The organism is Kitasatospora sp. NPDC001225 (assembly GCF_053597855.1).
This window is the reverse complement of the sequence record NZ_JBSFJC010000192.1, coordinates 1-11,266: the sequence shown is the minus strand read 5'-3', so window position 1 is coordinate 11,266 and position 11,266 is coordinate 1. Positions and strand designations below refer to the sequence as shown.

At 74.3% G+C, this 11,266-nt stretch carries 11 protein-coding genes and 1 pseudogene; 5 read left to right on the top strand and 7 right to left on the bottom strand.

Annotation, left to right across the window (positions count from 1 at the left end):
* A pseudogene (locus ACWDCZ_RS36335) lies at positions 1-182 on the bottom strand (DUF1266 domain-containing protein); the annotation flags it as partial.
* Between the two features lie 233 nt (positions 183-415).
* On the opposite strand from ACWDCZ_RS36335, the gene ACWDCZ_RS36330 reads away from it, so the two are divergent.
* Positions 416-634, top strand: a complete 219-nt coding sequence (locus ACWDCZ_RS36330) for a ferredoxin (protein WP_049653036.1) — start codon at positions 416-418, stop codon at positions 632-634.
* A gap of 91 nt (positions 635-725) precedes the next feature.
* Positions 726-1,931 (top strand): cytochrome P450, encoded by a 1,206-nt coding sequence (locus tag ACWDCZ_RS36325; RefSeq protein WP_449818118.1) that lies wholly within the window; start codon positions 726-728, stop codon positions 1,929-1,931.
* Positions 1,932-1,976: 45 nt separating this feature from the next.
* On the opposite strand, the gene ACWDCZ_RS36320 is transcribed toward ACWDCZ_RS36325, so the two are convergent.
* Positions 1,977-2,621, bottom strand: coding sequence for a sulfotransferase family protein (locus ACWDCZ_RS36320; RefSeq protein ID WP_449818117.1), 645 nt, complete (start codon positions 2,619-2,621; stop codon positions 1,977-1,979).
* Between the two features lie 86 nt (positions 2,622-2,707).
* Here ACWDCZ_RS36320 and cysC point away from each other — a divergent pair, with 86 nt between their 5' ends.
* Together cysC and cysD are read left to right on the top strand one after the other, a co-directional pair.
* On the top strand, positions 2,708-3,286 hold the full coding sequence (cysC, locus tag ACWDCZ_RS36315) for an adenylyl-sulfate kinase (RefSeq protein ID WP_049653039.1): 579 nt from the start codon (positions 2,708-2,710) through the stop codon (positions 3,284-3,286).
* Entirely contained in the window at positions 3,283-4,221 is a 939-nt protein-coding gene (gene cysD / locus ACWDCZ_RS36310) for a sulfate adenylyltransferase subunit CysD (RefSeq protein ID WP_449818116.1), read from the top strand. The genes cysC and cysD overlap by 4 nt, the downstream gene beginning before the upstream one ends.
* 103 nt (positions 4,222-4,324) lie before the next feature.
* Here the strand turns inward: cysD and ACWDCZ_RS36305 are convergent, their stop codons facing one another.
* The 3 genes from ACWDCZ_RS36305 to ACWDCZ_RS36295 form a co-directional block, all read right to left on the bottom strand.
* A complete protein-coding gene (locus ACWDCZ_RS36305) occupies positions 4,325-5,314 on the bottom strand; it encodes an aldo/keto reductase (protein ID WP_449818115.1) in 990 nt (329 codons plus the stop codon).
* A gap of 193 nt (positions 5,315-5,507) precedes the next feature.
* On the bottom strand, positions 5,508-6,686 hold the full coding sequence (locus ACWDCZ_RS36300; protein ID WP_449818114.1) for a DmpA family aminopeptidase: 1,179 nt from the start codon (positions 6,684-6,686) through the stop codon (positions 5,508-5,510).
* A 47-nt stretch (positions 6,687-6,733) separates the two neighbouring features.
* On the bottom strand, positions 6,734-7,381 hold the full coding sequence (locus tag ACWDCZ_RS36295) for a TetR/AcrR family transcriptional regulator (protein ID WP_375872978.1): 648 nt from the start codon (positions 7,379-7,381) through the stop codon (positions 6,734-6,736).
* A 118-nt stretch (positions 7,382-7,499) separates the two neighbouring features.
* Between ACWDCZ_RS36295 and ACWDCZ_RS36290 the strand changes: the two genes are divergently transcribed.
* Positions 7,500-8,966 carry an APC family permease gene (locus tag ACWDCZ_RS36290; RefSeq protein WP_449818113.1) on the top strand — a complete coding sequence of 489 codons (1,467 nt, stop codon included), beginning with the start codon at positions 7,500-7,502 and terminating at the stop codon, positions 8,964-8,966.
* Positions 8,967-9,058: 92 nt separating this feature from the next.
* Here ACWDCZ_RS36290 and ACWDCZ_RS36285 read toward each other — a convergent pair whose 3' ends face one another.
* Together ACWDCZ_RS36285 and ACWDCZ_RS36280 are read right to left on the bottom strand one after the other, a co-directional pair.
* The gene (locus tag ACWDCZ_RS36285; RefSeq protein WP_380739352.1) at positions 9,059-9,976 is read right to left on the bottom strand and encodes a glycoside hydrolase family 19 protein; all 918 of its coding nucleotides are present in this window, start codon (positions 9,974-9,976) and stop codon (positions 9,059-9,061) included.
* Between the two features lie 253 nt (positions 9,977-10,229).
* The gene (locus tag ACWDCZ_RS36280) at positions 10,230-11,198 is read right to left on the bottom strand and encodes an NAD-dependent epimerase/dehydratase family protein (protein WP_449818119.1); all 969 of its coding nucleotides are present in this window, start codon (positions 11,196-11,198) and stop codon (positions 10,230-10,232) included.
* Positions 11,199-11,266 lie beyond the last annotated feature (68 nt).

The window sequence follows — 11,266 nt, the reverse complement described above, 5'->3', positions numbered from 1 at the left end:
GCCGCCCGGGAGACCGGGCGGGGGACGCCCGGACGGTGCCGGTCCGGCCGGAACCGGTCGTCGAGGTCGCCTTCGACGGCCTCCGGCACGGCCCCCGCTACCCCGCCGGGCCGGCCCGGCGGTTCGCCCGGGCGGTGCGCTGCCGAGGCCCATACGGTGGCCTCCGTACGGGAGTTGGCCACCGCCGAAGGCTTGTGAGGCCGTCCGCGCGGCCGGGTCCGCCGACCCCTCCGATGAAGTACCACGGGTTGAACGCATTGTGCGGCCATGGGGGTTCACGCGCAGGGGCCGATTCAGCCGTTCTCGGTCCGGCCGCCGTACCCGTCCGTAAGCGGACCGGCGACGGCTAGTTTGACCGTGACAACGAGAGGCGGCCGCCGGGCAGCCGGCGCCGCCCTGGCGAAAGGTGCCCGACATGCAGGTGAGCGTCGACCGGGACCGTTGCTGCAGCTCCGGCATGTGCGTGACGAACGCCCCCGCGGTCTTCGACCAGGACGAACGGGACAGTCTGGTGAGACTCCGTCAGACCGTTCTGCTGCCCGAGCAGTTCGACGACGTCAGACTCGCCTCCGAGCTCTGCCCGGGCCGGGCGATCACCGTCACCGGGGACGAGCCCGCGCGGACCGGGGCCTGACGGACCCCCGCCGCCGGCCCCGCAGGCCGCCGGGAACCTTCCCGGGCCCCGAGCCCCACGAGAACACCCGCGACGTGAGGAGACCCCCGCCGTGACCACCGCACCCACCACCCCCGTCCTCCCACTGCCGGCCCGGCACTCCGGCGGCTGCCCGTTCGGCCCGCCGCCCGCATACCCCGAGGCCGCCGCCACCGGGCCGGTGACCAGGGCCGTGCTGCCCGACGGCGACCTCTGCTGGCTGGTCACCGGCATCGCCGAGGTCCGCACCGTACTGTCCGACCGCCGGTTCAGTGCCGACATACGCCACCCGACCTTCCCGCTGCTGATCGCCGGCGCTCGCGAGCTGATCACCGACAATCCGGACTTCCTGCGGCTCGACGACCCCGAGCACGCCCGCCAGCGCCGCATGCTCACCGGGGAGTTCCTGGTCAAGCGGGTGGAGGCGCTGCGCCCGGAGATCCAGCGGATCGTGGACGAGGCACTGGACCGGATGACCGCGGGCCGGACCACGGCCGACCTGGTCACCGACTTCGCACTGCCGGTGCCCTCGCTGGTGATCTGCCTGCTGCTCGGCGTGCCGTACGAGGACCACGACCGCTTCCAGCGCCTGAGCCGCACGATGCTCAACCGGGAGAGCACCGTGGAGCAGCTCCGGGAGGCCCAGGAGGAGGTCCATGACTACCTGCGCGACCTGACGGCCCGCAAGCGCGCACAGCCGGAGGACGACGTCCTCAGCCGGCTCGCGGCGCGGGACGACCTGACCCCGGTCGACGTGGCCGCCATGGGCGTGCTGCTGCTGGTCGCCGGGCACGAGACGACCGCGAACATGATCGCGCTGTCGACCGCGCTGCTGCTGGAGCACCCCGAGCAGATCCCCGGCCTGGCCGACCCGGCCACCCTGCCGGGCGCGGTGGAGGAGCTGTTGCGGCTGCTGACCATCGTGCACACCGGCCTGCCCCGGGTGGCGCTGGAGGACGTGGAGCTGGGCGGCGTCACCGTCCGGGCCGGGGAGGGCGTGATGGCGATGCTCTCCACCGCCAACCGGGACGAGGCGGCGTTCGGCGGCGCCGGCCACCGGGCGACGGACGAGCTGGACGTGTACCGGGACGCCCGGCGGCACCTGGCGTTCGGCTTCGGCGTGCACCAGTGCCTGGGCCAGCCGCTGGCCCGCGCCGAACTTCAGATCGCCCTGGAGACGCTGTTCCGCCGGCTGCCGGGGCTGCGGCCGGCTGGCGAGCGCGAGTTCCGTACCGAGTCGTTCATCTACGGGATGCGGTCACTGCCCGTGACCTGGTGAGCGGGGCCCGAGGGAGAACTCTCACTGTAGCGGCCGGATCCCTGGCTAGTTGAGGTGCGGAAACGGCTCGTCCGGGACCGGCACGCCGAGGAACGGGGCGAGCCGTTCGTACCCCTCGCCCCCGACGACGTCGAGGACGAGCAGGTCGTCGGCCCGGTCCGCGAAGTACCGGGCCACCTCGGCGACATGCCGCCGGTACACCCCGCGGAACCGCTCCGCGTGGAACGCGTGGCAGCCGTACACCGCGGCCCGCAGGAAGCGCTGGAGGTCGCCTTCGAGACGGACGTCCCGGCCGTCGCCCCGGTCCGGCAGCGGCCGTTCCCAGTGCGTCCGGCAGGACCGCAGCCAGCTCTCCTCCTCGCGGACGGTCAGTACGAACCTGCTGCCCGGCCAGGCGAGGTCGAGGTCCTGGTAGTACGGCACGGCGGTGATGTCGGTGAGGCCGTCGTGCGATTCGAGTAGGGGGAACCGGGCACTGCCGGCCAGCAGCGTCCGGTAGGTGGCCCCGTCGACCGGGTAGTGGACGACGTCGAACCCCAGGACGCCCAGGGCCGCGGTCAGGGAGCGCGTGCCCGTGCGCGTCAGGCCGAGGCCGAAGACCTTCGGCGGGCGCGGGCGGCCGCCGTCGCGCTCGGACGGGACCGGCTGGAAGCGCTCGGAGGGGTCCGGCTGGAAGGAGGATGCGCTCACATGGGAACCCAACGACGCGGAGCCCCGCGGGGGTACGGAGCCGCCCGGCATCGTGTCGTCACGGCGCCGGCCTCGTTCTAGCGGGTGTGAACGATCCGTCCCGCCCCGTCGCCTCCCGCGAGGGCCTCCCCGGGGCCACGGTCTGGCTGACCGGCCTGCCCAGCGCCGGCAAGTCGACGATCGCGTGGGCCCTCGCCGCGCAACTGCGGGCCGAGGCCCGCCGGATCGAGGTGCTGGACGGGGACGAGATGCGCGGACTGCTCTCGGCCGGCCTCGGCTTCTCCCGCGCCGACCGGGACACCAACGTCCAACGGGTGGGCCTGGTGGCCGAGTTGCTCGCCCGCAACGGCGTCCTCACGCTGGTGCCGGTCATCGCCCCGTACGAGCAGGCCCGCGAGGCGGTGCGCAGGCGGCACGAGAAGTCGGGGACGGCGTACCTGGAGGTCCATGTCGCGGCGCCGGTCGAGGTCTGCGCCCGGCGCGACGTCAAGGGCCTCTACGCGCGGCAGCGCGAGGGGCTGCTCACCGGCCTGACCGGGGTGGACGACCCGTACGAGGAACCGGAGCGGCCGGACCTGAGGCTGGACACGGACCGGCAGAGCGAGGCCGAGTCGGTCAGGGCGCTGCGCGCGCTCCTGACCGACCGGGGACTGTGCGCGCCGTGACGGCCGGCGGTGCTCCGCCCGACGGACCGGGCACGGGCCCGCCCGGCCTCTCCCAGCTCGACCTGCTGGAGTCGGACGCCGTGCAGATCATCCGGGAGGCGGTGGGCGAGTGCGGGCGGCCCGTGCTGCTCTTCTCCGGCGGCAAGGACTCCATCGTCCTGCTGCACCTGGCACGCAAGGCGTTCGGCCCCGCGCCGCTGCCCTTCCCGCTGCTCCACGTCGACACCGGGCACAACTTCCCGGAGGTCCTCGCCCACCGGGACAGCGTGGTCGCCGCCCACGGGCTGCGCCTGCACGTCGTCTCCGTCCAGGAGTTCATCGACGACGGGCGGCTGCGGGAGCGGCCCGACGGGAGCCGCAACGTGCTGCAGAGCGTCCCGCTGACGGCCGCGATCGAGCGGCACGGGTTCGACGCGGTGTTCGGCGGGGCCCGCCGGGACGAGGACCGGGCCCGGGCCAAGGAGCGGGTGTTCTCGATCCGCGACGGGTCCGGCGGCTGGGACCCGGGGCGCCAGCGCCCCGAGCTCTGGCGGCTCTACAACGCCCGGTGCGGCCCCGGCGAACACGTCCGGGTCTTCCCGCTGTCCGACTGGACCGAGCTCGACGTCTGGCGGTACATCGAGCGCGAGGGCATCGGCCTCCCCGCGCTCTACTACGCCCACCGGCGGGAGGTGTTCGCCCGCGCGGGCATGTGGTTCACGCCCGGTGCCTGGGGCGGCCCGGGGGAGGGCGAGCGGCTGGAGACCCGGCTGGTCCGCTACCGCACGGTCGGCGACATGTCCTGCACCGGAGCCGTCGAATCGGATGCGACGACCCCGGCCCAGGTCATCGCGGAACTCGCGGCCTGCCGCTCGACGGAGCGCGGCGCCACCCGTGCGGACGACCGGCTCTCCGAGGCGGCGATGGAGGACCGCAAGCGGGAGGGGTACTTCTGACGAACGCCCGCTGCCGCCCCCGGGCCCGGAGGTCCGGGGGCAGCGGCAGGTGCGCCCCTGGTCGTCGCCGGGCTCCGGGTCCGGCGACGGGAGCGGCGGTCGTTCAGCGGTTGACCGCCCGCATCCCGTCCTCGTCGTAGCGCTCGCCCGCGACCTCGGGCAGCTCGGCCTCGATGCGGGCCAGGTCCTCGGCGGTCAGCTCGACGTCGACCGCGCCCGCGTTCTGCTCCAGGTAGCTGCGGCGCTTGGTGCCCGGGATGGGTACCAGGTGCTCGCCGCGGGCCAGGACCCAGGCGATCGCCAGCTGGGCCGGGGTGACCTGCTTCTCCGCGGCGATCTCCTTCACCTTCCCGGCGAGCCGGAGGTTGGCCGCCAGGTTGGCCTCGGTGAAGCGCGGGTTGGTGCGGCGGAAGTCGTCCTTGTCGAGCTCGTCCGGGGAGCTGAAGCGGCCCGCGAGGAAGCCGCGGCCGAGCGGGGAGTACGGCACGAAGCCGATCCCGAGCTCCCGGCAGGTGGGGAGGACCTCGGCCTCCACGTCCCGGCTCCAGAGCGAGTACTCGCTCTGGACGGCGGTGACCGGGTGGACGGCGTTGGCGCGGCGGATGGTCTCGGCGCTCGCCTCGCTCAGTCCGATGTACCGGACCTTCCCCTCGGCGACCAGTTCGCCGAGCGCGCCGACGGTCTCCTCGATGGGCACCTCCGGGTCGACCCGGTGCTGGTAGTACAGGTCGATGCGGTCGGTGCTGAGCCGCGCGAGCGAACCGTGGACGGAACCGCGGACGTGCTCGGCCGAGCCGTCCTGGCGGCCCACGGTCGACATGTCGCCCGGAACGGCGCCGTCCATGCGGTAGTTGAACTTCGTGGCGATCACGTACTCGTCGCGGTGTCCCCGGACGGCCTCGCCGACCAGGGACTCGTTGGTGAGCGGCCCGTAGACCTGCGCCGTGTCGAGGAACGTGATGCCGAGGTCCAGGGCGTGCCGGATGGTCGCGACGGCCTCGTCCTGGTCGGCGGTGCCGTAGAAGGCGGACATCCCCATGCAGCCGAGGCCGATGGCCGACACCTGGAGGTCCCGCAGACTGCGCTGTTGCATGTGACGTGCCAGCCCTTCGTCTCGTTCTTCCCGCGGCCCGACGCCTTCCGACGCCCCGGTCCGGGTGACCGGTCGGCCTCGTCTTCCGGAGAGGACCTTACGGTGCCGGGGCCTTCCGGCAGCGGACCGGCACGGCCGGGTGCGGGACGCCGGTGCGGGGCCGCCGCGACGACTTCCGCGGTCACGGCCACGGCTACGCGGACAGCGGCCCCGCGCCCGGGACGGGCGGAGTCCCGTCCTCGGCCGCCGCCAACGCGCCGCGCGCCGAGAGGAGTTCCTGGAGCCGCTGGTGCGGGAGTGCGGGGGAGCGGTGGCCGTCGCGGCCGGTCGTCTCCTCGGCGGTGACCAGGGCGTTCAGCACCGCCTCCTCCACGGCCTGGACGACGGCCTCGTAGAAGGGGTCGATCCGGCCCCAGGGGATGAACCGCAGGGTGTCGTAGTCGGTGTCGCCGGGCTCGCCCCGGGGGAAGGAGCTGCCCAGCGCGCCCGGGTTGGCGGTGGAGAAGGCGAGGAAGACGTCACCGGAGAAGTGGCCCCCGCTGGTGCCGGTCCGGGCCAGGCCCAGCGGCACCCGGCGGGCCAGCGCCTTGCACTGGCCGGGCAGCAGCGGCGCGTCCGTGCCGATCACGACGATCACCGAGCCGGCCCCGCCGGGGGCGAACCAGTCGTCGTCCTCCATCGGGTTGTCCGCCGACAGCTCCCGCCCGACCGGGACGCCGCAGACCACGAGTTCGCGCCGGTCGCCGAAGTTGGCCTGGACGAAGGCGCCCACGGTGTAGTCGGCGGAGCCGTAGCGGACGACCCGGCTGGCGGTGCCGGAACCGCCCTTGAAGCCGTAGCAGTTCATCCCGGTGCCGCCGCCGACGCAGCCCTCCTCGACCGGCCCGGCCGCCGCCGACTCGATCGCGGCGATCGCGTGCTCGGCGCGGACGTGCGGTCCGTTGATGTCGTTGAGGTAGCCGTCCCAGGTCTCGGCGACCACCGGCAGCAGCCACTGCCGGGCCAGGTCGGGCCGGTGGGCGGCGGTCCAGTCGACGACGCCCCGGTGCACGGTGCCGACGGCGTGGGTGTTGGTCACCATGACCGGGCCGTTGAGCGCGCCGGTCTCCTCGATCCAGGTCGTCCCGGTCATCTCGCCGTTGCCGTTCAGCGCGTACCAGCCGGCCGCGCACGGTGTGCCCACGCCCTCGCGTCCGCGCGGGAGCACCGCGGTGACGCCGGTGCGGACGTGCTCGCCCTCGACGAGCGTGGTGTAGCCGATCCGCACGCCGGGGACGTCGGTCAGGGCGTTGGCGGGGCCGGGGGTGCCGTCCAGGAGCAGGCCGAGGGCGCGGGCCCGGGGGCGTCCGGACGGGGTGGAGAGCGTGGTCATGTGGATCCTTCCTCGCGGGGCAGGGGCAGGGGCTGGGGCGCGGGAGGTCAGTCGCGGGGGCGCGCGGCCGGGCCGTCCACCGCCCGGTCGGGGCGCAGGTCCGGGCAGCCGGTCGCCGTCCGGGCGTAGCCGAGCAGCAGCTCCAGCGAGCGCTCGGGCGTGAGCGAGGCGTTGCGGGAGACGATGTGCAGGCCGTAGCCGTCCTCCAGGACGACCAGGTTGGCGGCGAGGTCGAGGGCCGGCCCGGTGGGCTCGAAGTGGCCCTGGGCCCGGCCGATCTCCAGGATGCTGGCGTAGAGGGCGACCTGACGGTCGAACAGGCTCTGCGCGAGTGCGGAGTAGACCGGGTTGTCGTGCGTGGCCGAGCTGAACTCGTACAGCACCAGGGCGAGTTCGTCGTCCGGGCCGTCCGGGAGGCCGAGCCGGGCGCAGGCCACGAGCTTGTCGCGGGCGTCCGGCAGCCCGGCCGCGACGGCGCTGCGGCTGGTGAAGAAGCGGTCGGCGGCACGCTGGTAGACCTGCTGGAGCAGCTCGCCGATGTCGCTGAAGTAGTAGCTGACCGACCCCCGGGCGACGCCGGCGGCGTCCGCGATGTCGGCGACGCGCAGCTGCGCCAGGCCGTGCCGTCCGACGGCCTCGGTGGCCGCGAGGACCAGCTGTTCGCGGCGGGCGGCCTGGTTCTTTGCTCGGGCCATCGCATTCCTTGTCACTGATGTCGGATCACGTCGTACCTCTTGACGTGGAACTATCGCAGAACTTTGACTTCTGTGCCAAAGAACTCCGACGAAGTTTCATGGACTCGGAAGGAGCACGATGGCCGATCCCCGCGCCACCGACCCCGCCACTGCCGCCGCCGGCCCCACCGCCTCGGGCTCCGCGCCGTCGGCCGGCTACGCCCAGGACCTCTCCCGCTCGCTCAGCCTGCGCGAGAACATGCTGATCACCCTCTCCTCGGTGACCCCGGCCTCCAGCGTGTTCATCGTGATGCCGGCGGTGATCCGGGGCCTCGGCGGCGCGGCGGCCGTGGCCTTCGCCCTTGCGGCGGCGGTCGGCGTGCTGATGGCGCTCTGCTACGCGGAGCTGTCCAGCGCCTTCCCGGTCACCGGGGGCGAGTACGCCTTCGCGGCGCGCACCCTCGGCCGGTCCACCGGGTTCGCGCTGTTCGCGCTCAGCCTGCTCGGCGGGGTGCTGATCACCGCCGTCATCGCCCTCGGCACCGGCAGCTACCTGGGCGTGCTCTGGAGCGCGCTGGACGGGAAGGGGACCGGGCTGGCGGTGATCGCGCTGGCCTCGCTGGTCGCGGTGCTCGACATCCGCACCAACGCCTGGGTCACCGGGGTCTTCCTGCTCCTGGAGCTGGCGGCGGTCGCGGTGCTGGCCGTGCTCGGCTTCGTCCACGTCGACCAGCCGGTCTCGGTGCTGTGGACCCCGCAGGCGCTCGGCGGCGCCGGCGGCGACGTGCTGGTCGGGGCGTCCTGGGGGCTGGTCGCCTCGTTCACGACGACCGCGATCTTCGCCTACAACGGCTACGGCACCGCCGTGTACTTCGCGGAGGAGACCAGGCGGGCGTCCTCGATCGGCCGGGTGGTGCTCTGGTCGCTGGGGATCACCGTCGCCGCCGAGTGCCTGCCGCTGGTCGGGGTGCTGCTGGGCACGCCGAGCATGAGCGGACTGATGTCGGCGGCCTCGCCGATGAGCTACTTCCTGCTGGAGCGGGCCGGCTCCACCGTCAACACGGTGGTCAGCCTGGGCATCGCCGTCGCCGTCGTCAACGCGGTCATCGCGATCATGCTGCAGAGCGGGCGGCTGCTCTTCTCCTCGGCCCGTGACCGGGCCTGGCCGGACCGGGTCGGCGCCCCGCTCGCCTCCGTCCACCCCCGGCTGCGCACGCCCCTCGCGGCGACCCTGACCATGGGCGTGGCCACGCTGCTGGTCGGCTGGCTCGTCTCGCTCGACACGCTGATCCTGGCCACCGGCTCGACCCTGGTCGTGGTCTACGTCCTGGTCGCGCTGTCGGCGCTGTTGGGCCGGATCAGGGGGACCACCGCCACGGCCCCCTACCGGATGCGCGGCTGGCCGTACGTCCCGCTGGGCGTCGTCGCGATCATGCTCTACGTCGGCTACGAGTCGGTGCGGGCCGACTGGCGCCCGATCGCCATCGCGGTCGGGATGACGGCCGTCGGCTATGCCTACTACTACGGCTACCTCCACCCCCGCCGCGCCGACCGCTGGACCATGCCCGACCCGGTCCGGGAGGAGGACGGGGGCGCCGCCGGCTGAGGCCCGGGGCGGGTTCCACTGGGACCGGGGCACGCGACGACGGCGGCGCCGAGGCCCTCCGCGGTGACGTACCGCGGAGGGCCCGTGCGGGTTCAGCAGCCCAGGTGGTCGCCCGGAACGGTGCCGAGCAGCTGGGTGAAGCGCTGGTAGGCGTCGATCCGGCTCTGCACCTGCGCGGGGTTGCCGCCGTTGCACTCCAGCGAGCCGTTGATGCTGCGGATCGTCTCGCCGAAGCCGTAGCCGTTGACGATCGCGTTGTGCGGGGTCATGGTGCCCGGCCCGTTCTGGGTGTTCCAGTACCAGAGCGCGGTCTTCCAGGCGACGGCCGGGTCGGTCTGCACCAGGTTGGGGTTGCGCAGCAGGTCGATGCCGAGGGCGTCGCCGGCCGCCTTGTAGTTGAAGTTCCAGCTCAGCTGGATCGGGCCGCGCCCGTAGTACGCGGCCTGCCCGGCCGGGCAGCCGTACGGCTGCGAAGTGTCGCAGTAGTGGGGGTAGTTGGCGGTGTTCTGCTCGACCACGTAGACCAGGGCGCCGGTCTCGTGGTTGACGTTGGCCAGGAAGGCCGCGGCCTCCTGCCTGCGGACGGTGTCGCTGCCGGTGGCGGCGAAGGCGGGGTAGGCGGCGAGGGCGTCGATCAGGCCCTGGTAGGTGTAGAAGGCGTTCCGGTTCGGGAACATCTGGTTGAACTGGGCCTGGCTGACCGGGAATCCGCCCGGGTTCGGGGTGCCGGTGGACGTCGGCGTGGCGGTCGGGCTCGGGCCGGTGCCGCAGCCGCCCTGGTCGGACCAGACGCCGGAGCCGCCGGTGCTGGGCGGCTCGTTCTGGGTCCACCACTTGGCGAGCCAGTTGTGGCCGTTGTAGGAGACGGCGGCGCCGCCGGTGTAGACGGCCGAGGAGCTCCAGGGCGTGGCGCAGACGGCGGCGCTGGCGTTGGTCGCGGGCAGCAGCAGGAGCACCGTCAGCGCCGTGGCGACGGCGGAGAGCAGTGCGAGCAGGCGTTTCGTGGACACTTGATCACCCCTTGTGCGGTGTGGGGCCGCACGGTCGTGGAGGTAGGGACGTCGGGGCAGGGGAGCCGGGCCCCGCGGGGTGGGGGCACGTCGTGGGGGACGGGCCGACCGGGGTGCGGGCCGGTGCGGGGCTGCCCCAGACTCAAGCGGAGTGGTCTATACCTGTCAAGGGGTTCCGGGTAAAAGACCCGCCCGCGAGCGGCGCGGTGGGCGGCGCCGGGGCGGTGGGGCGTGCGGAGGCCGGCCCGGGTGGTCACAGGTCCGCGAGGTCCGCGAGGTTGGCGATCAGGTCGGCGAGTCCGGCGTCCAGCGGGATCAGCGGGCGCCATCCGGTCGCGGCGCGGAACCGCGAGGAGTCCGCGACGGTGCTCCGCAGGTCGGTCGGCAGCGCGTGCTCCGGCGGGGGGACGGAGACCACCGGCACGGCGGGACGGCCGGTCCGCACCGCGACGCCGTCGGCGATCGCCCGGAAGACCCGCCCGAGCGGCTCCCCGTGTCCGGTGCCGAGCACCCAGTGCCGGCCGGCGACCGCGTCGGGCCGGTCCAGGGCGGCCAGGAAGGCCCGCCCGGTGTCGTCGACGTGGAGCAGGTCGCGCCGCACGGAGCCGTCGTGCCACATCGTCAGCGGCTCCCCGGCCAGGGCGCGGCGCACCATCGTCGCCAGCACCCCCCGGTCGCCCCGCCCCGCCGGTGCGCCGCGGCCGTAGACCGTCGGCAGCCGCAGACAGGCGCCGCGCACCGCGCCCTTGGCCGTGGCGGCCAGCAACTCCCGTTCCGCCGCCGCCTTCTGGCGGTCGTACGGGCTGGCCGGGGCGTCCGGCGCGGACTCGTCGACCGGGATCGGCGCGTCCGGCCCGGCCTGCGAGGTCGAACCGGCGAACAGGACGACCACGGGGGCGCCGCCGCGCCGTGCGCGCTCCTGCCGGAGGGCCGGCAGGAGCGAGCTCATCACGCCGGCGTTGGTCCGCCCCAGCGCCTCCTCGGGCTGGCCGGTGCCGCGCCACCCCGCGCCGTGCGAGACCAGGTGGACGACCGCGTCGGACCCGGCGACGGCGGCCCGGAGGGCCTCGGGGTCCGTCACGTCGGCGGCGACCACCTCGACCTCGGCCCGCCCGGCGGGCGGCACGGCGACCGCCCCCCGGGCCACCGCGCGCAGCCGGAGCGGCCGTTGGGCGAGCGCCCCGAGGACGACGGAGCCGACGAAGCCCGAGGCGCCCAGCACGGTGACGCGGGGGCGGCGCGCCGCCGCGGCGGGGCCGCTCACGCCGGGCCGGCGCCCGCGTCGGGGCC

Coding starts and splice junctions, on each gene's coding strand:
- ACWDCZ_RS36295 (WP_375872978.1), bottom strand. CDS start 7,381: ATGGCCCGAGCAAAGAACCAGGCCGCCCGCCGCGAACAGCTGGTCCTC.
- ACWDCZ_RS36300 (WP_449818114.1), bottom strand. CDS start 6,686: ATGACCACGCTCTCCACCCCGTCCGGACGCCCCCGGGCCCGCGCCCTC.
- ACWDCZ_RS36305 (WP_449818115.1), bottom strand. CDS start 5,314: ATGCAACAGCGCAGTCTGCGGGACCTCCAGGTGTCGGCCATCGGCCTC.
- ACWDCZ_RS36330 (WP_049653036.1), top strand. CDS start 416: ATGCAGGTGAGCGTCGACCGGGACCGTTGCTGCAGCTCCGGCATGTGC.
- ACWDCZ_RS36290 (WP_449818113.1), top strand. CDS start 7,500: ATGGCCGATCCCCGCGCCACCGACCCCGCCACTGCCGCCGCCGGCCCC.